This is a genomic window from Saccharopolyspora sp. NPDC050642 (assembly GCF_040654735.1).
Taxonomy (GTDB): domain Bacteria; phylum Actinomycetota; class Actinomycetes; order Mycobacteriales; family Pseudonocardiaceae; genus Saccharopolyspora; species Saccharopolyspora elongata.
The window spans coordinates 539365-562403 of sequence record NZ_JBFAIN010000001.1; the positions used below are offsets into that span (position 1 = coordinate 539365).

The 23039-nt window shown below is 71.2% G+C and carries 22 protein-coding genes; 11 read left to right on the forward strand and 11 right to left on the reverse strand.

Translation table 11 applies throughout. The features are described 5' to 3' along the window. The first annotated feature begins 27 nt into the window (after positions 1-27). From AB0H93_RS02510 to AB0H93_RS02520, 3 genes are all read left to right on the forward strand, one after another. Positions 28-798 carry a hypothetical protein gene (locus tag AB0H93_RS02510; RefSeq protein ID WP_358566183.1) on the forward strand — a complete coding sequence of 257 codons (771 nt, stop codon included), beginning with the start codon at positions 28-30 and terminating at the stop codon, positions 796-798. Positions 799-887: 89 nt separating this feature from the next. Continuing rightward, on the forward strand, positions 888-1454 hold the full coding sequence (locus tag AB0H93_RS02515) for a dihydrofolate reductase (protein ID WP_358566186.1): 567 nt from the start codon (positions 888-890) through the stop codon (positions 1452-1454). 315 nt (positions 1455-1769) lie between these two features. Further along, positions 1770-2213 carry a MarR family winged helix-turn-helix transcriptional regulator gene (locus AB0H93_RS02520; RefSeq protein ID WP_358566189.1) on the forward strand — a complete coding sequence of 148 codons (444 nt, stop codon included), beginning with the start codon at positions 1770-1772 and terminating at the stop codon, positions 2211-2213. Between the two features lie 18 nt (positions 2214-2231). Here the strand turns inward: AB0H93_RS02520 and AB0H93_RS02525 are convergent, their stop codons facing one another. From AB0H93_RS02525 to AB0H93_RS02535, 3 genes are all read right to left on the reverse strand, one after another. Then, the gene (locus tag AB0H93_RS02525) at positions 2232-2603 is read right to left on the reverse strand and encodes a zinc-binding dehydrogenase (protein ID WP_358566192.1); all 372 of its coding nucleotides are present in this window, start codon (positions 2601-2603) and stop codon (positions 2232-2234) included. A 20-nt stretch (positions 2604-2623) separates the two neighbouring features. Next, positions 2624-4276 (reverse strand): amidohydrolase, encoded by a 1653-nt coding sequence (locus AB0H93_RS02530; RefSeq protein ID WP_358566195.1) that lies wholly within the window; start codon positions 4274-4276, stop codon positions 2624-2626. A gap of 270 nt (positions 4277-4546) precedes the next feature. Continuing rightward, a complete protein-coding gene (locus tag AB0H93_RS02535; protein WP_358566198.1) occupies positions 4547-5362 on the reverse strand; it encodes a lipase family protein in 816 nt (271 codons plus the stop codon). A gap of 277 nt (positions 5363-5639) precedes the next feature. Between AB0H93_RS02535 and AB0H93_RS02540 the strand changes: the two genes are divergently transcribed. Then, positions 5640-7013, forward strand: coding sequence for a DHA2 family efflux MFS transporter permease subunit (locus tag AB0H93_RS02540; protein ID WP_358566201.1), 1374 nt, complete (start codon positions 5640-5642; stop codon positions 7011-7013). On the opposite strand, the gene AB0H93_RS02545 is transcribed toward AB0H93_RS02540, so the two are convergent. Together AB0H93_RS02545 and AB0H93_RS02550 are read right to left on the reverse strand one after the other, a co-directional pair. Beyond that, positions 7014-7394: a MerR family transcriptional regulator gene (locus AB0H93_RS02545; protein ID WP_358566204.1), complete on the reverse strand. Its 381-nt coding sequence runs from the start codon at positions 7392-7394 to the stop codon at positions 7014-7016. Between the two features lie 96 nt (positions 7395-7490). Further along, positions 7491-8513, reverse strand: a complete 1023-nt coding sequence (locus AB0H93_RS02550) for an alpha/beta fold hydrolase (RefSeq protein WP_358566207.1) — start codon at positions 8511-8513, stop codon at positions 7491-7493. 215 nt (positions 8514-8728) lie between these two features. On the opposite strand from AB0H93_RS02550, the gene AB0H93_RS02555 reads away from it, so the two are divergent. Further along, entirely contained in the window at positions 8729-9085 is a 357-nt protein-coding gene (locus tag AB0H93_RS02555) for a hypothetical protein (protein WP_358566210.1), read from the forward strand. Positions 9086-9098: 13 nt separating this feature from the next. Here the strand turns inward: AB0H93_RS02555 and AB0H93_RS02560 are convergent, their stop codons facing one another. After that, positions 9099-9407, reverse strand: coding sequence for a hypothetical protein (locus AB0H93_RS02560; RefSeq protein WP_358566213.1), 309 nt, complete (start codon positions 9405-9407; stop codon positions 9099-9101). Positions 9408-9672: 265 nt separating this feature from the next. On the opposite strand from AB0H93_RS02560, the gene AB0H93_RS02565 reads away from it, so the two are divergent. Together AB0H93_RS02565 and AB0H93_RS02570 are read left to right on the forward strand one after the other, a co-directional pair. Continuing rightward, a complete protein-coding gene (locus AB0H93_RS02565; RefSeq protein ID WP_358566216.1) occupies positions 9673-10149 on the forward strand; it encodes a hypothetical protein in 477 nt (158 codons plus the stop codon). A gap of 166 nt (positions 10150-10315) precedes the next feature. Next, entirely contained in the window at positions 10316-11857 is a 1542-nt protein-coding gene (locus AB0H93_RS02570) for a substrate-binding domain-containing protein (protein ID WP_358566218.1), read from the forward strand. A 10-nt stretch (positions 11858-11867) separates the two neighbouring features. Here the strand turns inward: AB0H93_RS02570 and AB0H93_RS02575 are convergent, their stop codons facing one another. The 5 genes from AB0H93_RS02575 to AB0H93_RS02595 all read right to left on the reverse strand — a co-directional run bounded on the left by AB0H93_RS02575 (position 11868) and on the right by AB0H93_RS02595 (position 16250). After that, the gene (locus AB0H93_RS02575; protein ID WP_358566221.1) at positions 11868-12656 is read right to left on the reverse strand and encodes a hypothetical protein; all 789 of its coding nucleotides are present in this window, start codon (positions 12654-12656) and stop codon (positions 11868-11870) included. 6 nt (positions 12657-12662) lie between these two features. Then, positions 12663-12977 carry a type VII secretion target gene (locus AB0H93_RS02580; protein WP_358566224.1) on the reverse strand — a complete coding sequence of 105 codons (315 nt, stop codon included), beginning with the start codon at positions 12975-12977 and terminating at the stop codon, positions 12663-12665. Between the two features lie 13 nt (positions 12978-12990). After that, entirely contained in the window at positions 12991-13692 is a 702-nt protein-coding gene (locus AB0H93_RS02585; RefSeq protein WP_358566226.1) for a hypothetical protein, read from the reverse strand. Between the two features lie 12 nt (positions 13693-13704). Beyond that, a complete protein-coding gene (locus AB0H93_RS02590) occupies positions 13705-14037 on the reverse strand; it encodes a hypothetical protein (protein ID WP_358566228.1) in 333 nt (110 codons plus the stop codon). Positions 14038-14975: 938 nt separating this feature from the next. After that, complete coding sequence (locus AB0H93_RS02595) at positions 14976-16250, reverse strand: hydrolytic protein (protein WP_358566231.1); 1275 nt, start codon at positions 16248-16250, stop codon at positions 14976-14978. A 222-nt stretch (positions 16251-16472) separates the two neighbouring features. On the opposite strand from AB0H93_RS02595, the gene AB0H93_RS02600 reads away from it, so the two are divergent. From AB0H93_RS02600 to AB0H93_RS02615, 4 genes are all read left to right on the forward strand, one after another. Then, entirely contained in the window at positions 16473-17096 is a 624-nt protein-coding gene (locus tag AB0H93_RS02600) for a LuxR C-terminal-related transcriptional regulator (protein ID WP_358566234.1), read from the forward strand. 132 nt (positions 17097-17228) lie between these two features. Next, entirely contained in the window at positions 17229-20291 is a 3063-nt protein-coding gene (locus tag AB0H93_RS02605; protein ID WP_358566237.1) for a hypothetical protein, read from the forward strand. Positions 20292-20295: 4 nt separating this feature from the next. After that, a complete protein-coding gene (locus AB0H93_RS02610) occupies positions 20296-20991 on the forward strand; it encodes a DUF4255 domain-containing protein (RefSeq protein ID WP_358566240.1) in 696 nt (231 codons plus the stop codon). After that, positions 20988-23036, forward strand: coding sequence for an ATP-binding protein (locus tag AB0H93_RS02615; RefSeq protein WP_358566243.1), 2049 nt, complete (start codon positions 20988-20990; stop codon positions 23034-23036). Before AB0H93_RS02610 ends, AB0H93_RS02615 begins: the two co-directional genes overlap by 4 nt. The last annotated feature ends 3 nt before the right edge of the window (positions 23037-23039 follow it).

Consider the following 23039-nt stretch of genomic DNA (forward strand, 5'->3'; position numbering starts at 1 on the left):
GGACCACCGGCCGAGAGGATTGGGGTCATGAGGATCATCGCGTCGATGATGCTGTTGCCCGGCGTCGTGCTGACGGTGCTCTACATCAAGGCAGGCTCGACCGCGACGGCCGCCGGCGATGACGTGGTGTTCGCCTGGCTGAACGTGTGGATCGCCGGGCCGATCTTGCTGCTGTTCGCGGTGCCGATGTTGTTCAGCAACGCCCCGGTCGGCCGCGACCGGAAGTTCCGGGGCGCTCCCATCGGCCGGGCGACCGTCGAGAGCGTGCGCCGCACCGGCCTGACCGTCAACGACAATCCCCAGCTCGAGCTCCGCGTCCAGGTGGACACCGCGGACGGCGCCTCGTTCGCCAGCACCACCAGGTTGATCCTCGGCCTCACGGAGCTCGGCGCCATGAAGCCCGGCCTGGTGCTCCCCGTCCGCTACCTCCCCGGGCAGCCCGACCGAGGCGTGGCGGTGGTGCGCGACGCGTCGCCGCAGGAGGTGCAGGCGGCGCTCAACGCCATCCAGCTCGCGAAGGGCGAAATCACCCCGCTGCAGCACGAGATCGGCACCCGCGGCGTCGACGCGCAGGCGGTGGTGATGTCGATGGTGCCGACCGGCGAGATCCGCGACGGCAAGAGCGTGCTCGACCTGGCGGTGCGCATCACCCGCCCCGACGGCGGCACCTTCGACATCCGGCAGGACCGGCCGGTGCTCCCGAAGGTGGTCGACCAGATGCAGCCGGGCAAGATCCTGCAGGTGCGCTTCCTGCCCTCGGACGAAACCGATTTCGTGATCATCAGCGCCCTCAACTGACCGCCACGAACCGGTTGCGATCTGCTATCGGGGGCCCTAACTTGGGAGCACACTGATTGCAGACTGCAATCAGACTGTGGAGGCGACGAATGGGCGACATCGAACCGCAGGTCGCAGGTGGAAAGGTGCTCTGGCACTTCACGATGTCGCTGGACGGCTTCGTGGCGGGACCGAACCACGGGATGAACTGGATGACCGGCGTCTCGTCCCGCGATGGCCTGGCCGACGAGTACGCCACGACCACCGGCGCCGTGCTGGGCGGGCGGGACGGCTGGGACCGCTACCCGGACCCCGGCGGCATCTACGGCGGAGCCTGGAGCGGACCGGTCTTCGTGCTCACCCACCACCCCGAGGACGCCACGCCCACCGACGGGGTCACGTTCCTGAACTGCGGCCCGGCCGAGGCGGTGCGGATCGGCCTGGAGGCGGCCGGCGGCAAGAACCTCGAGATCTTCTCGGCCGACATCGGCCGCCAGCTCCTCGAACTGGGGCTGATCGACGAGATCGACCTGCACATCGCGCCGGTCCTGCTCGGCGACGGCATCCGGCTGTACGACAACCCAGGCGGCGCGCCGATCCGGCTCCACCGGGTCGGCGCGAGCGACCCGGCATCGGCCATCGACGTGCGGTACCGCCCCGCCGCAGCGGCGGAGTAGGGGCCAGGCGGGCCCACCCCGAAGGCGCCCGACGCCAGAAAGACTGCCGGTTTCGCGCGAAACCGCCACCAACGCACCGCCAGGGTTCGATCGCGCTCACCACTGGCCCTGAGTGCGGAAACTCGGTGTGCGCCAGCGGTGTTCCGGGAGGAACCGGACGTCGTACTCGCGCGGGACGGTCGCGAACTTGCCCGGCTCCGGCACCGCGGGCGCGCGCGGGAGACCGAGTTATTCCTTTTGTCAGGCTACCTGACATTTCGTCGCGGGCGAAGGCGGCTGGGTATGCTCGGGGCCCACTACCGCACCCCAGGAACCATGACGGCACCACCACCGAACCTCCCCCAGCTGCTCACCGACGCCAAGCGCTGGTTCGACGACGCGCTGCTGAGCAGCATGCAGGCGGCGGGCGAACGCCCGGTGACCGTCGCCCAGGCCGCGGTCTTCGCGAACCTGGACGCGGGCGGGACCTCGATCTCCGAGCTCGCCCGCCGGATCGGCACCACCCGCCAGTCCGTCCACCAGGCGGTGCACGGACTGATCGGCATGGGCCTGCTGAAGCAGGTCCCCGACCCGACGTCGGCGCGCAGCCGCCTGGTCCGCACCACCCCGGCCGGGGCCCGCGCCCACGAGCGCGCCCTGAGGATGATCGCGACCATCGAAGGCGTCCTGGCCGAACGGATCGGCGCCGACGCGGTCAACGCCCTGCGCGACGGCCTCGACCGCGACTGGGGCGATCCACCACTGGTCCAGGACCGCTGAGCCGCCGGGCGGTTCTCGTCAGGCCCTTCGGGGGTCTACCACCGCTTTGATCTCCGCTTGCCGGGCCATCGCCGCCAGCGATGCCGATGCTTCCGCCAGGCCCACCGGCTCGCTGAACAGCTCGTCCCACGGCATCCGGCCTGCGAAGGCCCGGGAGAACTCGACCGCTCGGTGGTAGTCGGCAATGTCTCCATTCAGGGAGCCCAGCACCGTCAGCTCCTTCCCCGTCACCGCGCCCAGCGGGACCGGCGCCGGTTGCGGCCCGGTGGAGCCGACCACCACGAGCGTGCCGCGCTGCGCCGCCATGGCCACCGCTTCCACTCCGGCGGTCGGCGCGCCGGCGAAGTCGAAGACGTAGTCCGCGCCGCGCCCACCCGCGAGGTCGCGCACCGCGTCGATCCATAGTGGACTCAGCGCCGCTGGTGCACCCGGCGCCCGGCGAACCACGTTTCCCGCACGGTGGTGGCGGCGATCTCGGTCACCGGCACGGCGAACGGGTTCCGGTCGGTGACGATGAAGTCGGCCGACTTGCCCGGTGCCAGCGACCCGGTCACCTCGCCCAGGCCCATCGCCGCCGCGCCGTTGGCGGTGAACACCGCGATCGCCTCGGCCAGCGCGATCGCCTGCTCCGGCCACAGCGCGCCCGAGCGGGTGCCGCTCGGGTCCCGCCTGGTGACGAGGCCCTGGATGCCCTCCCACGCGTTCGGCGAGGCGCTCACCGGCCAGTCCGAGCCGCCCGCGACGAGCGCGCCCGCGTCGATCAGCGCCCGGTTGGGCTGCATCCGGGCGGCCGGTTCGGCCGGCCGGACCTCGGCGATGGCCTCCGTGATCACGCCGGGGAACCACAGGAACGGCGAGATGTCGGCGATCACGCCGGTTTCGGCGAACCGCGGCACGTCCGCCGGGTGCACGAACTGCCCGTGCGCGATCTGGAACCGGCTGTCGCGGTACCCCTCGGCCCGGACCTTCGCCACCGCGTCCAGGGCCACCCGCACGGACGCGTCGCCGGTGCAGTGGATCTTCGCCGACAGGCCTGCCTCCGCCACCGTCCGCAGCCAGCCGGCAAGCTCGTCCGGCGGCATGGTCAGCACGCCGTGGTGGTGCGCGCCGTGCGCGTGGTCGGGCAGGTAGGGGTCGAGGAACGCAGCGGTGCGGGTGGGCGGCACGCCGTCGAGGAAGATCTTGACGAAGTCGGGCCGGTGGTGGGTGCTGCGGTACCGCTCCCCCTCCGCGAGCAGCTCGGCCCCGACCGGCGCGAACCCGAAGATCGGGTCGTTGATCAGCATCGAGCTCACCACCCACGCGGCGAGCTCGCCCGCGGTGTCCAGCTCGTGCAGCGCCCGCATGATGTCGCGCGAGGTCCCCGCGTCCTGGAACGCGGTCACGCCGAAGGAATGCAGGATCTCCACGGCCCGCCGCGAAGCGAGCCGATGTTGCTCCGCCGTGGGAGCCGCGGAGTCGCGCACCGCCTGCGCCAACGCGATGCCCGCGGTCTCCAGCAACAACCCGGTCGGCTCACCGGTGACGGGATCGCGCACGATCACCCCTCCGTCCGGATCGGGTGTCGTGGCACTGATGCCGGCCACTTTCAACGCCCGCGAGTTCGCCCAGCGGTTGTGGTGGCTGTCGTCGGACAGCATCACGGGCCTGCCGCCCGCGGCCTCGTCGAGCGCCCGGCGCGCCGCCTCCCTCGAAAGCTCCTCGACGAGGTGCGAGCCCCACGAGCCGCCGGTCACCCACTCATCGGGCCCGAGCCCACGGGCCCGCTCGGCGACCGCGGCGAGCACCCCGGACAAGTCCGCAGCGGCGTCCACGGACAGCTCGAAGAGATCGGCCATCCCGGCCAGCGAGTGGTGGTTGTGCACGTCAACGAGGCCGGGCATCACGAACGCCCCGCCCAGGTCGACGACGGTGGTGCCGGGCCCGCGGTGCCGCGCCACCTCGTCGCGGCCGCCGACCGCGAGCACCCGCCCGTCCGCGATCGCCAGGTCGGTCGCCCACGGCCGAGATGAGTCCACTGTGTACAGTTCCGCTCCGGTCAGGATCAGCTCTGCGACGGGCATGGGCGATCTCCTCCGCGGCGTTCTGCGTCGAAACCCGGTCAGCTGCAACCTAAGCGAGGCCGGCGACGCCAGTCACCCGCCATAGGTGGGCGATCTGCGCGAATCCGCAATTTCAATGGAAATCGGAGGTCCGATTTCCATTGAAATTGCGGGAGGGACCTGACCGGTTCGCCCGAAACCGTCGTGAGTGCTGACTCCGGTTCTTGCCGGAACCAGCACTCACGAAGAACGCCCGCACCTGCGAGCAGGTGCGGGCGCGCTCGGGCCGGGTCAGAAGTTCTTCTGGATCAGCTCGACGTACCGGTCGATCATGTGGTCGCGGATCCCGTCGGCGGCGGGCGCGAACGCGTCGCCGGTGAACCCCTTGACCTTGTCGGTCAAACCGGCGGTGAAGGTGATCTTCTCGTGCAGCTTCCCGCCGCTGTCGAAGTACCGGACGTCCTCGACGTGGTGGAACGTCGGCTCCGGCGGGAGCTGCGGAACGACGTCGTTGTTGTTGACGAACCGGAACACCCGCTCGGCGAGCGCCTGGTTGTACGGGGTGGCCAGCAGGCGGTCGCAGGTGCGCGGCTGCCCGAAGGTGTAGACGCCGTCCGGGAGCAGCTTCGGGTCTCCGAAGAAGATCCGGGCGGAGGCGAGCATGGCCAGGGCACCGCCCAGGCTGTGCCCGGTGAACCACAGGCTCTGGTCGTTGTCCCGGAGCCGCTGCACCGCGCCCCGCACCTCCGGGTAGATCGAGTCCAGCGCGCGGCTGAAGCCCAGGTGCACGAGCCCCTTGCCGGCGGGACCGGGGGCGGCCAGCGTGTTGGTGTCGGTCAGCCAGTCCTTGATCTTCTTGGGCTCGGTGCCCCGGAAGGCGACGACGACCATCCTGTCGCTGCCCGCCGCGAAGGCCTGCGTGTCCTCGATGGGGAACGACCCGTCGAGCTCGGCGTGGAAGTACTCGCACCGGTCGAAGCCCCACTCCCGCGCGGTCTCCCGGATCGTCGCCTCGTCGTCGTAGGCGAGCTTCGCCGCCTTGGCCAGCCAGTACGCGTGCTGCAGCCGGTAGCCGGTCACCGCGTGGTCGAATTCGAGCACCGTCATCCTTGGCCTCCATGAGAAGTCTCAGTTCTCGCCGGGTCGGCGCCGGGGCGCCAAGCGCGACTATGGCAAGGGATGGCGGCGCTCATGTGCCTGGTCACTGGAAGGGATGGCCCCTGTGGCCCGGTTCAGCGACACGTCCGAAAAGCCCGAAAGTACGACGCATTCGCGGGCCCGGGCTTGCGCTCAACCCGGGTTGAGCCAGCATGCTGCCCTCCGCCGCCAACCGGCCCGAAGGTGTGCCGGCGGCATCGGTTCTTCCAGCAGGAGAAGGGAAAACATGCACGCGCAGTCCTCGCCACCGAAGGTCGCCGCGCCCGCTGTGGTGCTCGCGCTGGCCTGCGCCGGCTCGTTCGTGGTCGTCCTCGACGCCACGATCGTGTCCGTCGCGCTGCCCGCCATTCGCGCGGAACTGGCGTTCGGTCCGGCCGCGCTGTCCTGGGTGGTCAACGCCTACACGCTGGTCTTCGCCGGATTCCTGTTGCTCGGCGGGCGGTTGGCGGATCTCTTCGGAGAGCGCGCGATGTTCGTGCTGGGCATGGGTCTGTTCACGGCCGCCCGGCTGGCCGGCGGGCTGGCCGGGTCGGCCGAGCAGCTGCTCGTCGCGCGGGCGGTGCAGGGCCTCGGCGGGGCGCTGCTGATGCCGGTGACGCTGTCCCTGCTGACCACGACCTTCACCGAGCCCGGCAGGCGGGCCCGCGCGCTGGGCACCTGGAGCGCCGTGGGCGCGCTCGGGGCCGCGTCCGGCCCGGTCATCGGCGGCGTGCTGACGCAATTGGCCGGGTGGCGCTGGGTGTTCTTCGTCAGCGTCCCGGTCGGCGTGCTGGCCGTCGTGGCCGCCGTCGCGGTGCTTCCGGGCCGGGCGGCCACCGGAGCCCGGGCCCGGCTCGACGTGATCGGCGCGGTGCTGGCGACGGCGGGCTTGGGCGCGCTGGTGTACGCGATGATGCAGCCCTCCGTCCAGGATGCCCTGCCGCCGCTGTTCGGCGGCCTCGCACTGCTCGGGATTTTCCTGCTGCACCAGGCGAAGTGGGCGGCGGATCCGCTGCTGCCGCTGGAGGTGTTCCGGCTGCGTTCGATCAGCAGCGGGAACCTGGTGATGTTCTTGCTGGGCCTGGGCTTCTTCGCCAGTCCCGTGCTGCTGTCGCTGTACTTGCAGGACGTGCACGGCTATTCGCCGCTGCAAGCCGGCCTGGCCTACCTGCCGATCGGATTCGCGATGTTCTGCGGCGCGCAGACCGCCGGAGCACTATCGGTGCGGCTGGGCACCCGCCGCGCGGCCGTGCTGTGCTGTCTGCTCGGCGGCGCCGGTTTCGCCGGGGTGGCGGCGCTGATCGGCGTGCACGCCTCGTACCTCTCGTCGGTGCTGCTGCCGGGGATCCTGCTGGGGTTCGGGACCGCCGCCGCGTTCACCCCGATCACCATCTCCGCCACCGGTGGTGTGCCTCCCCGCCACAACGGCCTCGCGGCCGGGCTCCTCAACACCGTCCGGCAGACCAGCGGCGCGATCGGGCTGGCGGCGCTGACCGCCGCCATCGCGTGGGAACCGGGTGCGGAAGCGCTCGCGCACGGCTACGCGGTCGCGTTCACCGCCTCCGCCGCCTGCCTGGCGGTCGCGGCGGGCGTCGCGGCGCTGGCCATGCCGCGCCGCTGATCACGGCAGGTCGACGGCGGCGCGGAAGCGCGGGCACCGGTCGGGACCGGACTCGTGCCGGCAGCCGAGCAAGTGGTTCAGGTAGTCCCGCGCCGCTTCCAGCGCCGCCTGCTGCCGCTCGATCTCCGCGATCCGGGCGGGAACGGTGTCCTGCCAACCGGATTCCGCGTCGAGCATGGCCGCGATCTCGTCGATGCTCATCAGCCCGGTCGTGCGCCACAGCTTGATCAGCGCGATCCGGTAGAGCTGGTCGGCGTCGTAGCAGCGCTGCCCGCCCCGCCGCTGCGGGCTGATCAGGCCGCGCCGTTCCCAGTAGTGCAAGGTCGAGATCGCCAGCTCGAAGTGGTCGGCGACCACGCGGATCGGGGTCAGGGCGCTCACTGCGCTGATTCTATCCGGCACCGAACGGCATCCGCCCCTGGTCTGCTCGCAGTTTCAATTGAAACTGCGAACAGCACCGTCCACTTCGGACTGTGTCTAGAACGGTGCTTCCCGGTCGAGCAGGTCCTTGAGCGCGTCGTCGATGAACGCGGTGTCCACCGGGTTGAGGCCGCCGCCGGCGAAGTGCCCCCAGGCGCCGGGGATGACCCGCAGCTCCGCCCCGGGGATGCGGGCCTGCTCCCACTCGTTGTCCTCCGGCGGGAAGTACAGGTCCTGCTCGCCGGGCATGATGATCGTCGTCGCCCGGATGCCCGCGAGCGCGTCCTCGACACCGGCGTATCCGGGAGTGCCGCCGAGGTCCGCGTGCTGCCAGGTCCACAACATGGTCAGCAGGTTGTTCGCGTCCCGCTTGAGGAACAGGCCTTCCCAGAACCCGACCAGGAAGTCCTCCAGCGAGCCGTAGCCCAGCGGCTCCCGCAGGTAGATCTGCTCGCGGTAGAACTGCTGGCAGAAACCCCATCCCGCGTAGACCCGGGCCATCGCCCGCAGCCCGGTCACCGGCTGCTCCCGATACCAGCCGTGGTGCCACTGCGCGTCGGCGGTGAGCGCGGCCTTGACGCCTTCGAGGAAGACGAAGTTGTGCCGGCTGGTCTTCGCCGAGCCGCAGAACGGCAGGATGCGCCGCACCATCTCCGGGTAGCTCAGCGCCCACTGGTAGGTCTGGCCAGCGCCCATGGACCACCCGGTGACCAGCTCCAGCCGTTCGATGCCGAACCGCTCGGTCACCAGGCGGTGCTGGAGGCGGACGTTGTCGTGCATCGTCACGTCCGGGAACCGCGCCCGGTCGTGCGGTTGCGGGGTGTTGCTGGGCGACGACGACAGGCCGTTGCCCAGCATGTTCGGGATGATCACGAAGTACCGCGACGGGTCGAGGGCCATGCCCTCGCCGATGAGCCACTCGTTGTCGTAGTGCTGCCCCGAGTACCAGGTCGGGTAGACGATCGCGTTGTCCTTGGCGGCGTTGAGCTCGCCGTAGGTCTTGTACGCCAGCTTCGCGTCGCGCAGCGTGGCACCGCGCTGCAGCCGGACGTCGCCGAGGTCGAACACTTCGTAGTCCATCGCGGCCTCCTCGTCACCCAGGGTGGTCCCCGCCGGGCGATTCGAGCGGGCACGGAGGTCGCCGGCGGGCTGCCCACCAATGTAGGTCCGCCCGCCGGAGGCGTCCGGCCACGCACGATCCGCTACCTCCGCGCATCCCCCAGAAGGGCGGCAGCGGCCGACGCGCCATCCGGCCTGCCACGCGACCGCGCGAACTTCGCGAAGGATGCCGGTTCGTGACCGGAATCGACGAAGCCCTGCAGCTCTACCCGGAGCTGGCGGTCCTGCTCGGGCTGTCCCTGTGGACCTTCTGGAGCCTGACCGGCGCGGCCGGGCGCCGGGAGTTGCTGTTCGGGGTGCTGAACTGGCCGGAGCACAGCGACGCGCTGTGGATCGCCGATCGCCACGAGGCCCTCGCGGTCCGCCTGCTCGTCGACTCGCCGGACCGGCGCGGTGGGGTCGTCTGGCGGCATTCGGGCACCTTGGCCGCCACCGTCGAGGCCCTGCGCAGCCTGCCCGCGCCCGGCGAACCCGGCGCCCCGCACCGGGTCATCCAGTCCGGGCCGTTCTGGCCGTCGCTCGACCTCCGCTGACCCCGCACCGCGGTCATCGCACCCGCGGCCGCGCGGAGTCGAACGCCTGCCTGGCCCGGTCGCGGCGTTCCAGGTCGGCGAAGAACCGGACCATGCCGGCCTGCCCGCGCAGGCTGGCGGCCAGCTCGCGCCGGTCGCACTCCTCGGCCGGCCGGCCCGCGAGGACGTCCTGGGTGGCCCGGTCCAGCTCGTCCGCCAGCCGCTCCAGCAGGGCGGCCCGTTCGGCGTGGTCGTGGGTGATAGCGCAGCGCCGCAGCAGATCCCGCATGGGCACTGCGGTGGTCCGTGGATACATCGAGAAGGGCACGTCCGCAGCTGTCATGCGCTCTCTCCCTGATGTTCGGTGTCAGGCCGAGTACTACCGCATCCGCCATGCCCGGGCAGCGCGCCCGCAGCCCGCCACCGGTGCTCCGGAGGCACCCGCAGAACGCATTCCCCCAGCGTGCCAAGGTCCAGCCACCCGACCGAGCGGACTTTGCCCAACGGCGCACGACGAACTCGGATCCCGGTTGGGACCTCTCCCGGAACCACCGTGCAAGGGTTGCGCGGATCCAGCCGCGAGTGCCGGCGGAATCCGCGGAGTGGGCATGTCACGAATCACCGGGAGCGCGCGGAAGACGTGCTTCGGCACGGCATTGCTGGCGGGAGCCCTGCTGCTGTCGGGCTGCTCGTTCTTCCAGAACGCCGACGGCGCCTGCTCGGACGTCAAGGAGGTGGTGGACGCCGTGCCGCCGACCAGCCCGGACGACACCGGCGTCGAGATCATGCCCCGCCTCGACAGGCAGATCGAGGCGGGGCGCGCAGCGCAGGGCGTGTTCGCGGATGCGGAGGCGCCCGCGGACTTCCAGGACGCTTGGACGGGGATGATCGGGGCGCTGGAAGAGGATCGCGAGGCCTGGCAGTCCGTGACGCCGTGGAAGGGCGCTCCGGGCACCGACATGATCGGCGTGCTCCAACTCGGCGCGGCCAAGCAGAAGGTCGACGACGCGAAGAACGCCCTGAACGCCGCCGCCGACCGGCACGGGTTCGCGAGCTGCGGCAGCGCCATCGACTGGCGGTACTGACCCCCGGCCGATCGCGCGCCCTGGGGGTGCGTGCGATCGGAGGTCGACCACGATGCGGAACGATCGGTGAATTACCGGGAAATTGGCCGGTAAGTGAGTCCGGACGCCTCCGCAGGCTCACTACGTTGACGATCTCGGTTCGTTGCCTGTGCCTGCGGAGGCGGTCGTGGACGGATTTCCCTGGGAACTGGCGCTCGCCATCGTCGGTGCGCTGGTCCCCATCATCGCCTTCCTGTGGGAATTCGCGTTCGTCGGCCGCAAGCGGCTCGGCTACCGGGTGCAGATGGACACCACGCCCACCGATGTCAGCGCCCTCTACGCGGGCGCGTGGCGGCGGCTGGAGCGGGCCGACGGCGGGCGGCTGGTCGACCCGTCGTTCGTCCTGCTGCGCATCGAGAACACCGGCACCACCAACATCGCCGAGGGCGACTACGGCTTCCCCGAGGACACCTCCGTGGGCATCCGCGTCAGGTTCCCCGGCCGCCGGGTCGCCGGCGTCGTCGTCACCGAGCTCAGCGACCCGTCGCTGGCGACGTACTTCGACGCCAAGGCGCCGGGGCTGGGCATGTCGGACGTCGAGGAGGCCGACCGGACGGTCGGGCTCGTCGAGCTGCCCAAGGTCAAGCTGAACAGCTCCGCGCACTACAAGGTCCTGGTCGTCCTGGAACGCGCGGGGGACGACGGCGGCGGGATCCCGGAGCCCGAGGTCGTCGGCACCATCAGCGGCGGTGTGGGCAGCGGGAAGGTGCACGAGACCAAGAGCCAGACCGGCACGCCCCGCTGGGTGGTGGCGCTGGTGTGCTTCCTGCTGATGGTCAGCCTCGTCGAGCCGTTCATCATCGACCTCACCAAGAACGAGGCCCGGCTGGACTGCGCCGCCGGGGACCTCACCATCACGGGCTCGACGGCCTTCGAACCCGTGCTGCGGGAGGCCGCCGCCGAGTACGCGAAGTCCTGCCCGGGGGCCAACTTCAAGTGGGAGATGCGCAGCAGCGCCCAGGGCCTCGAACTGCTCAACAGCACGCGATCGCCCGAGGTGCTGGCGTTCTCAGACGGCCCCAAGGGCGACCGGCTGCCGGAACTGCTGCCGCAACCCGTGGCGTTCCTGCTGTTCACGATCGTCATCAACCCGGATGCCGGCGTCCAGGACCTCAAGCCGGCGCAGATCCGGGACGTCTTCAGCGGCCGGGTCGCCAACTGGCGGGCCGTGGGCGGCAACGACGTGCCGGTCCGCATCGTCGACCGGGAAGCCCTGTCGGGCACCCGCGCCACCCTGGAGGAGCGGCTCCTCGGCGGGGACGTGGAGCCCGGCGAGAACTCCGACGACTGCGTGGAGCCCAGGAACGAGAGCCTGCGCGGCAGCGTCCTCCGCTGCCGTCGCACCGAGACCCGCAGCCTGCTGGACACCGTGACCGACACCCCCGGAGCCATCGGCTACAGCGAGCTCCGGGCCGCCGAGAACCGCCGAGCGGAGCTGCGCGAGGTCCGCATCGACGGCCACGAAGCCAGCCTGGAAGCGGCCGACCACGGCGCCTATCCGTTCTGGCAGACGGAGTACGCCTACACCTTCGGCGAACCCGCGCCGACCTCCCTGGCCGCCAGCTTCCGGCGCTACCTGACGAACCAGGTGGGCAGCGACATCATCCGCTCCTACGGCAACCGCCCGTGCGTGGAACTGGCGAACCCGGTGCGGTGCCGCCCCGAGTAGCGCACTCGCGTCAGCCCAGCGACCAGTCCGCGTCCCCATCGGTGACGGTCGCGTCACCGAAGGGGTTGCGGGTGGCGTCAGGCCAGGACCCGAGCGGGAAGTCGGTGGCATCCACCGCTTCCCCGTGCAGCGCGGCCATCTCGCCGGCCTGGGTCGCCACGACCGTGGCGAGGGCGCTGACGGCAGCCGTGATGAGCCCGCTGCCCACCGTCGTTTCCTCGACGACGAGGATCGCGCCCGCCCAGGAGAACACCGCCGACTCGAAGGCGGCTATGGCCGCCACCATCGTCTGGATGTACTTGGCGAGGATGAACCCCAGGGAAACGTAGAAGGCCACTCCGGCGCTCGCGCAGAGGGCGAGGGCTCCCGCGGTCTTGCCGGCGATCGTCCCGATGCGAGTGGCGGCCTGACCTTGCGGTTTGATCGCCGCGGTGTAGGCATCTGCGGCGGCGCCATGCCACTTGTCGTCGGCGATCATCGCCTCCGGCGTGAGCCGGCCGGCCACCGAGCTGGCTCGTCCGCGCAGGCTCTGCCACTCCCACGCTCGCACGTACATCAGGATCGGCGCGACTGCGGCCTTCAGGAGGTCGACGATCACCTCGCAGACGGCCGTTGCCGCTTCTTCGAGCAGCTCCGCGCACCACGCGATCGCGTCCTTGACCGGTTGGGGAACCCATCCGGCTTGGATCGCGGCCGCAGCGGCCGGGCCGATCTGCGCGATCTGGCCGGTCAGCTCCTCTGTTCCGGCGGTGAGCCGGTCGATGACGGCGCGGAACTGCGCTTCGCTGAACATTGTCACCTGCCATCAGTACAGGTTCCGGAGGGCGTGGGTTCCGTCCTCGTCTTCCTGCTCGTAGGTGTCCGCGACGCGCCGCAAGGTGCCGGCCACCTCGCGCGTGCGCTCGACCCCTTCCCGGCACCGGTCGTGGACCTGGTCGACGACCTCGTCATAGGCCGACGTCAGCGGGAGGAACAGCCCCGATTCCAGGGTTCCAACGCGAAGCTGCGCGGCCTGCGAGGCGATCAGGCCCAGCGCGTCCGCCTGCTCGTCCCAGATGTCGGCCTCCGCCCGGAGGGCTCCCGTTGCGACCTCGACCTCGTTCTTGTCCGGCGGTGCCACGACTGCCTCCCGCTCACTGCGAACCGTGCTTGCCGGGATCGCGCATGATCGAGAAAACCTCGCCCAGCGCGGAGTCCCACGCCCGGGATTCCCGCGATCGTTGCGCCAGCGCGCTCTTCAGGCTCGTTCGCGCTTGGATCAGGGCGTCGCTCAAGGCGTGCGTCAGTCGCGCCCCGCCGAGCGGACCGATCCATTCGGGATCGGCCACGCAGGACGACTTCCCCGTCTCCATGACCGTCAGCGTGAGCTTTCCCGCCGCAGCGGTGCCAATTCCTCGAACGACCGCGCGAGGACGCCGAGCCTCATCCAGCGACGTGAGCATGTGCTCGATGAGCACGTCCAGGTCCCGCGGCGCGCCTTCCGGGCACGATTCTGCCGGTGTAGCAGGATGATTCTCCTCATCGGGTGCCCGGCGTTCCTCGGCCAGGAAGTCCCCCCAACTCGCCATGCGCCGGGTCAGGGCCGTATCGGCCGCCTCGGCCACCGCGCCCGCGAACTCATCGGCGGCGAGCTTCTCGGACCACCGCGGGCGAACCCGGATCGCGACCGGAATCCCGTCCGCGTCCAACCGGACCCGAATGGTTCCGGTGCGGTCAACTCCCTCGACGTCGCGTGACGCGGCCCGCGCCGCGTTCGTCAACGACGAACAGGCCGCCCGCAGCCGCCGGCCGAGCGGCTCCAGCCTCGCCACCGGGTCGGCATCCCCCACGACCATCCCCACCTCGTCTCACATCGCGGGGCTCGGCCCCGCACGGCGTGCCAACTGCGTGGCGACCACGATCATCCCCGCCACGCCGGCGAACAGCAGCATCCCGGTTCCCGTCGACTCCAGACCCGCGGCGCCGAACACGCATTGCAGACCCCACGCCGCCACGCCGCCAGATGTGACCGCCACGAGCACCGATGCCAGCAGCCCCACCAGTCGCGCGCCCCGAAGCAGCAGCACCACGAAGACGGCCACAACAACCTCGACCATGGCCGCGATCACGATCGTCGCACCGGTCAACCCGAAGATCGGCGTCGACGCGACGCCCGCGCCGGACGCGACGACGAGCGCCAACGCGAAGCACGCCACGGAAACCGCGCTCCACACCAAAGCCACACCAGGACGCCGCACAGGCATGAGCCTTCCCATCACGTCAGCCGGCAACGCGCGACCGCCGGTAGGTACTTCACCGCCGACCAGCGGAGCCCCACAACACCGGGAGGACAATGTCCCAGCGCCGCCGACGCAGCAGGAACCGCCGATCAGGCCAAGACCGCACCACCGAACGAAAATCACCTTCGCGGCGCAAGCGCCGCCGGAACTCCGAGAGCGAGCCCACCGATCGCGGGCCCTCGCCGATCTTGGTACACCGATGCCGCCGATCGGGCGTTCCTCCCGCGGATTCACAACCATCGGATGACGCGGAAGCGAAGTGTGAAATGTGTTAAGTATTAATGAAATCACTTCGCGAAAGCGTGCCCTCGGGGCAGCCCATCGCGGAATTCCGCTCCGGGACCGAGCTCATCCGCGATTTCCACGGGCGACGAAATTCACGCTTATCATTGCGGTTTCGTGCTCATATGAGCAATTGCGGCGGACGGGGGACGAACTCCTGCTCCGTTCGCTAGTTGTCCACTGTGGACCATCAAGCGGACGATCACACCGATGCCGCATTGCGTTCGCGCTTCCGGGGTCGTCCAGGACTTCACCGAACCGCCCGGCCCGGCATCCGACGTGGGAATACCGGGCGGGCGATCCGCCCGACCCGAACTCGGAACATGTCTCCCGGCTACTACCGAACGGCCCACCTCACCACCCCCGGATGGCCGATCAGCCGCACCCCGGAAATCGCTCCGCCCGCCGAAACCGGGAAGGTTGCGGTGTTTTCTCGCATATCGATCTTCGTGGTTTTCCGCACGGTTTCGTGGTTTCCTGGCGGAACAGCGCTATGAGTTGATGGGCGAACGGCCATGCTAGGGGAGCAGATGCCGAATAGCGATTACTGGGGCGGATCATCGAGGCGCGTCGCGGAGCACACCGCTGACGTTGAGCAGTTCCACGCACCGCCCTGCCTGCTGGCCGGACGGCGGCGTGCCCGGCCGGGCGCAGCGCACGGTCGCGGTGACGTCCTCGTCGGGCGGGATCTCGATCGGCGTCACCCAGTGGTAGTCCTGGTTCCGGAAGGTCTCCAGCGCGATCGTGGTGATCGTCCGGTCGCCGAAGCGGATGGTGAGCAGGCCTTCGTCGCCCTGGTAGTTGGCCAGCACGAGGTCGGTCACGAAGAAGACCTTGCCCTCCGGGACCTGCGCGGAACGCGAGAGGTTGGCGCCGGGGTTGGTGACCACCTCGATGGTCATCGAATGCTGCCCGCCGCTGCCCGGCGGAACTCCCGGAACGTCCGGCGGCGGAGGCGGGGGCGGCGGTTGCTGCCCGGCGTCCGGGGGCTTGGGCCGTTCGGCGGGTGGCGGCGGCACGAGTTCGCCGTTCTGCGCCATCTGCTTCGCCTCCTCCCTGGCGGCCTCCCGCGCCGCGCTCCGCAGCGCCGGGCCCACCATGAAGAGCCAGGCCAGCAACAGGGCCAGCAGCAACGCCAGCAGGGTGAGCAGCCACCGCGGCAGCAGCGGGAGCTGGACCAGCTCGCCGTCCAGCTCCTCCGGCTGCGGCGGCTCCCCCTCCAGCACCTCCGCCTCGGTGGCGGCCGTGATCAGGAACCGGTGGCTGGTCGGCTTGCCGAACCAGATGAGTCTGCTCGACCGCGCGCGCAGCCGGACCTCGGTCCGGTCACCGGGTTCGAGCGCGGGGCGTTCCGACTCGAACCGGAAGTTCAGCTGCTCGGCCGGATCCGTCGCCGACAGCGGTATCGCCGCGGCCGTGTTGCCCCGGTTGTGCAGTTCCACCTCGTACCGGCCGGTCCGCCACGCGCGGCGCCGCTGCGGGACGAGCGCGGCCTTGAGCCGGTGGAACGGGGTGATGATCACCGTCGTCTCGGGCACGGTCACCAGGTCGGGCCGCTCCACGGGCACGACCCGCACGGCCAGCGGCACCTCGCCGGCCCGCACCTCCGGCGACCGGGGCGGGCGCAGGTGCAGGGTCACCACGTCCTGGGTTCCCGGGTAGAGCGACAGCCTGGTCGGTTCCACCGTCGTCCAGGCTGCGCATTCGCCGACCACCTCGAACTCGTACGCCTCGACGATCTCGGTGTCGTTGCGCACGGTGAGGGTCGTGGTCGCCTCCCCGCCCGGATTCACCACCACCGTGGCGCTTTCGAGTTCGGCAAAAGGGCTCACCTCAGAAAAGCTAGGCGGCCCGCGCGGTTTCGAGCAGGGCGGTGAGGGCAGCGCGGGGGCAAGGCGGCTGCCCGCGGCAACGGCGCCGCGCTGCCCTCGCGAGCGGCGGTCCCGCGCCGCAGGCCTGATCCGGCACCAACCGAAGTTCGCCCGGCGGCGGGCATCGAGCAGGTCTCACCGAGAACACGCAGCGACAGGACCCGGTTCTAGGGAGAGGACACGATGACGAGAGTCCCGGTGGCGGTCTACGCAGGGGATCCCATTCTGGAGTTCGGCGTCACCCAGCAGTTGCGCCCGCGCCCCGAGGTGGAAGTGCTGAAACCGAGCGAAGAAGCCCGGGCCGAGGTGTCGCTGGTCGTGATCGACCGGCTGGACGACGCGGCCGGGCAGCTGCTCCGCCGGCTGCAGCGGACGTCGTCGGTGCGCACCGGCCTCATCGTCAGCGAGTTCGAGCAGGACGCGCTGCAAACCACCATCGAGTGCGGGGTGGCGGCCGTCCTGCGGCGCCGCGAAGCGGACCAGGACCGCATGGTCGGGCTGATCACGGCGCTGGTCCGCGGCGAGGGCATGCTGCCCGGCGACATGCTCGGCCGGCTGCTCGACCATGTCGGGAAGCTCCAGCGCAGCGCCGCCGCGGCGGTCCGGCCGATCCTGTCGACGCTGAACACGCGCGAGGTGGAGGTTCTCCGCCTGATCGCCGACGGCTTCGACACCAGGGAGATCGCCGTCAAGATGTCCTACTCCGAGCGCACCGTGAAGAACATCCTCCAGGAGGTCACCACGCGCCTGCAGCTGCGCAACCGGGCGCACGCCGTCGGCTACGTCATGCGGCACGGCCTGATCTGACCCGCCGCCCGCCGGGCGTTGCCCGAAAGTGCCGGAGCCCTGCCCGCTCGCCTGCCTGTCGGGATCTGGGGGCCGGGCCGGGTGCCGGGACAGGATGCTGGGGTATCGGTCGCCTGCGGTGGAGGTCAACCCGTGATCGGCAGCGTGCCAGGATTCCGGCGCGGCTCAACGCGTTTCGGGATCGCCCTGGTCGGCGTCGTGCTGTTGCTGGACGGGCTGATCAGCGTTCCGACCACCGCGGCGCAGGCACCGCCCCGGCCGGCCGCCGAGCAGCCGCCGGCCCGCATCGCCTACTCGGGCACCGAACACCGCAGCCTGGGCGTCACCACCACCGGGCTGCCCGGGCAGACGTCGACGCAGCCGCTGCTCGCCGAGTCCCCGCAGCACTTCGACCGGGACGTGTCCTCGCGCGGCGGGCTGCTGGTGTTCACCAGCCTGCGCGACGAGCCCAAGCCGCAGGTGTACCTGCGGGGCGCCGACGGCGAGGTGCGGCGGCTCACCCGGGGCCGCGATGCGGCGAATCCGCAGCTCTCGCCGGATCTGCAGTGGGTGGCGTTCGACTCGGCCGAGACGTCGGGGCAGAAGGCGCAGCGCGACATCTGGTTGGTGCGCGTCGACGGCACCGATGCCCATCGGCTCGCCGAGACCGCCGACAACGACACGCACCCCACCTTCTCCCCGGATGGTTCCCGCATCGCCTACGCCTGCGATGCCGACGGCCGTTGGCAGATCTACGACCAGGCCTCCGGCGGGGGCTCCCTGCGGCGGCTGACCGACGAGCCGTCCGGCAGCGCGTTCCAGCCCTCGTGGAACCCGGTCGACGACGCCAGGCACCGGGACCGGATCGCCTACACCTTCGACTCCGACGGCAACATCGGCGGCGCCTCCGATCAGAGCGTGCGCGTGCTCCGCGGCACCGGTACCGGCACGCCGCTGCTGCAAGACGGCTGGCAGAGCCGGGAGCCCAGCTGGCTGCCGAACGGCGACGGGTTGCTGTTCGTCACCCCCAACCTCCAGCAGGTCGGGGGCGGCAACGCCGCCGCGGCCGACGGCATCGACCGGGTCTACCGGGCCGACACCACGACGCTGCCCGCGCCCGCGCCCCGGCAGATGCTGGAGGAGGACCGGCTGGTCGACTCCCCCACCTGGCTCTCCAACGGGATCACCGGGCGCCTCGTGGTGGCCCGCACGACCGCGGAGCTCCGGAACACCGCGATGCTGCAGGACATCCGGCAGGACGGGTCGGATCCGCGAAGCCTGGGGGTCGACGTTCTCACCGAGGACCCCAAGGCCCTCGTCGACTCCAGCAAGCTCTTCGAACCCGATCCGGGCTTCGACCCGTGGACGCAGCGGCAGAGCTATTCCCCGGACGGCAGCAAGATCGCGGTCAGCCGGTTCGAGACCGTCGGCGGGCAGCGCGTCCAGCGGATCTGGATCGTCGGCTCCGACGGCTCCGATCCCCGGCTGCTGCCCATCGCCGACCGCAAGTCCGGCGACTGGGAGACCGACGCCGCGTGGTCGCCGGACGGCACGAAGATGGCCGTGGCCCGCAGGTCGCCCGGGGCGATGGAAGAGGGACGCGGCCGGAGCCGGATCGTCGTCGTGGACGTCGCCACCGGCGAGGTCACCGGGCGCCTGCAGGGCGCGAACGCGGAAGAGGACGACACCCAGCCCGCGTTCTCCCCGGACGGCACGAGGTTCGCGTTCAGCCGGGGCAGGGTCGCCGACACGGACAAGCGGAAGAACCACATCTGGATCGCCCGCGCCGAAGGCCTCGACCGGCAACGCGACCTGAGCGAGCTCGTCTGCCTGTGCGACGTGGTCGACGACAGCCCGGCGTTCTCACCGGACGGGCGCAGCATCGTGTTCAACCGCGAGCCCGACGGGTTGTACCGGATGTACCTGGCCGACGACCGCTGCGAGGTGCTGCTGCCGAAGGGGCTGTCGAGCTGCGCGGACCGGCCCGACGGCGGGGACACCGGCCCGTTCCAGCCCCGGGACGCCAGCCTGGCGCCGGACGGTGAGCAGATCGCGGTGTCCAAGCGCCCGGTCAAGGACTTCAACCCGCCGGAACACCTGGCGGTCCTGGACACGGCGAAGGGGCGGCTGGACCCGATCACCAGTCGGCTCCCCGGGCGGCAGAAGGAACCGACCTGGCAGGCGACCATCGACCTGGCGCTGACCGCTCCCCCGTCGTCGGCCACCGTCGAGGTCGGGTCGTCGGTGCCGGTCACGGCCACCGTGCGCAACAACGGCCCGGCCGCATCACCGGGCACGAAGGTGACCCTCGACGTGCCGGACGGGCTGCGGCTGCAACGGCTCCGGGCGCAAGCGGGCAGCTGCGACGCCGAGCAGGCGCGATGCGATCTCGACGTGGTGCAGCCGGGGAAGTCCATCCAGGTCACCGCGGAACTCGTCGGCGTGACCAGCGGGAACCACCGGCTCCGCTGGGCGGCGGGCAGCTCGATGCAGGACTCCCGCCCCGGCGACAACACCGCGACGACGGTCGTGCCGGTGGTTCCGGTGCCGCCCGATCCCCCGCCGCCTCCGGACGCCAATCCCGCCGTGGCGGTGGGAGCACAGCCGAATCCGTCCTATGTGGGCGGTCGGACCGACGTGACCTACACCGTGCGCAACACCGCTGACGGCACAGCGACGGGCCTAACCCTGGACATCGCGCTACCGGCCGGCGTCCCGGTGATCAGCCTGCCGCCGGACTGCTCGGCCGTGCGGTGCGCCCTGCCGGACCTGCCTCCCGGCGGAGTCGTCACCAAGCAGGTGGTGCTGGCGCCGAACGCGGCATTGGAGTCGGTGATCGGCGCAACGCTGCGGACCACCGGGACAGACGCCAACCCGGCCGACAACGCCGCGACCTCCCCGTACCGCGTGCTGCAGCCCCGGATCGTCGCGGTGCCGAACATCGGCGAACCCGGCTTCGTGACGTCCGTCCGGGGCATCGACTTCCCGCCGGGAACCCCGGTGCAGCTGCTGTGGACACCCGGCATCACCGCCGCCGCGGCGCCGACGCTGCCCGGCCCGGACGGCAGGTTCGCCGCGCAGCTGCTGATCCTGCCCAAGGACCAGACCGGGCCGCGCACCATCACCGCGTCCGGCCCGGGATTCGGCCCCGTCACGACGCAGTTCCTGGTGGTGGAGCCCACGATCGCGCCGCCGGATCTGGTCGGGCGGAGGTGATCCGGTGATCCACGAGGTGGACGAGGGCCTGCGCCTGCTGCTGGCCGATGGGGGCGTGCCGGGCTCGGGCGTGGAGCTCGCCTTCGACCCGCCCACGACGGACTGGGCGGCGAAGCGCAACTCGCCCACGGTCAGCGTCTTCCTCTACGACATCAGGGAGGAGCCGGACCTCCGGCGCGCGGGCGCGTTCGAGCAGTACGACGACGACGGGAAGATGATCGGCTGGCAGACCCCGCCGCACTGGTTCCAGCTCTCCTACCTGGTGACGGCGTGGACGAACCGCCCGCAGGACGAGCACCGGCTGCTCTCCGACGTGCTGCGCTGCCTGGTGCGCCACGACGCGCTGGCGCCGCAGTGGCTGACCGGGACGCTGGCCGAGCTCGGGCTGACGGTGTCGTTCGAGGCCGGCGGGACGATGGCGGAGGGCCGGTCGGCCTCCGACGTGTGGTCGGCGCTCGGCGGGCAGCTCAAGCCGTCGATCAACCTGCGGGTGACGGCGCCGCTGGCCGGCGAGCGGATCCCGGCCGGGCCGCCGGTCACCGAAGGCGTTGTCCTGCACGCGGAAAGCTCGGGTGATCCGGTGAACGAGTCCGCCCGGCGGTTGCGCTACGACGGGCCGACCACGGCGGAAGGCGCCGGCTTCGCCCCGACCCGGCCGCGTCCGGAGCCGAAGCGGCGACGGCGGGGCACGATCTCGTGACCGGGCCGGACCTGAACTACCTCTGGGCCCGCCTCGGGCTGATCGAGCGGCGCGTCCGCGAGGTCGTGGCGACGCGGCGGGCCGCCGACCCGCAACCGGACGATCCCTACCGCGGGCTCTACGTCACCCCGGACGACGTCGACCGCATCCTCGCCTCCCCGGCGAAGTCCTGGGCCGCGACCCGCGACGACGATCCCGCGGCCGCCGAGCTCGACTCGCTCGCGGCGGCCGTGCCCGACCCCGGGCCGAGATTGCTGCGCCTCGCCGCGGATTTCGGCCTCGCGCCACTGGATCTGGAGCTGCTGCTGGTGGCGATGGCGCCCGATGTCGACGTCCGCTTCGAACCGCTCTACGGCTACCTCAACGACGACGTGACCCGGCGGCGGCCGACGACCGGGCTGGCGCTGGAACTGTGCGGGGTGCCCGCGGCGGGCGACGGACGATTCCGGTTCGCCTCGGGCGCGCCGCTGGTCGCCGGTGGCCTGCTGGAGGTGCAGGAGCCGGAGCGGCCGGCGCTGTCGCGGACGCTGCGGATTCCCGACCGGGTCGTGGCGCACCTGCTCGGCAACGACGACATCGACCCGCACATCGCGCGCCTTGCCCATTTCGCCCATGCCGATCCTCGCTCGCCCGACGTGCTGGCCAAGCGGATCGGCGCGGCGCTGGACACCGGGATCCGGCTCGTCCACCTCACCGGGGCGGAGGGCGCGCTGCAGGTCGCGACGGACGCCCTGGCGGTCAGCGGTCGTCGCGCGCTCGTCCTGGACGCCGGGGAGCTGGCCGGTGAGCCGGGGCCGCTGCCCGTTCTGCCCTCGCTGGTGCGGGAAGCGCGGCTGCACCGCGCCGGGATCGTGTTCGGGCCGCTGGAGGCGTTGGAGCGCGAGCAGGCCCGGTTGCTGCGGGCGATCGTCGCGTCGGCGGCGGGAGTTCCGCTGTTCCTGCACGGTTCCCGCAGCTGGGATCCGGCCTGGTCGCGGCAGGCTCCGGTGTCGATCCGCGTCGCGGCCCCGAAACCGGAGCAGCGGGCGCGTACCTGGCGGCAGGCCCTCGCGGCGGCCGGTGACGCCGCAGCGGTGCCCGAAAGCGCGCTCGTCGATGCCCTCGCCGGCTACCGGTTGGACGCCGACCAGGTCGGCCAGGCGGCATCGGTGGCGACCCAGCTCGCCGCGCTCGACGCCCGCCCGGTGGGTCTTGAGGATCTGCGGGCGGGCGTGCGCGCCCAGAACGGCGCGGGCCTGGAGCGGCTCGCCCGGCGCATCACGCCGGCGGTCGACTGGGACGACCTGGTGCTGCCCGAGCCGACCCACCGCCATCTGGCCGAGCTGTCGATGCGCGCCCGGCACCGGGACCTCGTCCTCGGCGACTGGCGGATGCGGCCCGGCGGCGGCCGTGGGCGCGGCGTGATCGCGTTGTTCGCGGGCGAATCCGGCACCGGCAAGACCATGTCGGCGGAAGTGGTCGCGGACGACCTCGGGATGGACCTCTACGTGGTGGATCTGTCCACAGTGGTCGACAAGTACGTCGGCGAGACGGAGAAGAACCTGGAGCGGATCTTCACCGAGGCGGTCGGCGTGAACGGGGTGCTGCTGTTCGACGAGGCGGACGCCATCTTCGGCAAGCGCTCCCAGGTGAAGGACGCCCACGACCGCTACGCCAACGTCGAGTCGGCATTCCTGTTGCAGCGCATGGAAACCTTCGACGGCATCGCGATCCTGACGACGAACCTGCGGGCGAACCTGGACGACGCGTTCACCCGCCGCCTGGACGTGATCGCGGACTTCCCGATGCCGGGCCCGGAGCAGCGCCAAGCCCTCTGGGACCGCTGCCTCGGAGACACGATCCCCCGAGCGGAAGACCTGGACCTGGCGTTCTGCGCGGAGCGCTTCGAGCTCGCGGGCGGCTCGATCCGCTCCTGCGCCATCACGGCGGCCTACCTGGCGGCGGAGGCGGGCAGGCCGGTGGGCATGGCGGAGCTGATCACGGCAGTGCGCCAGGAGTACGGAAAGCTGGGGCGGCTGGTGCTGGAATCGGAGTTCGGACGCTGAACA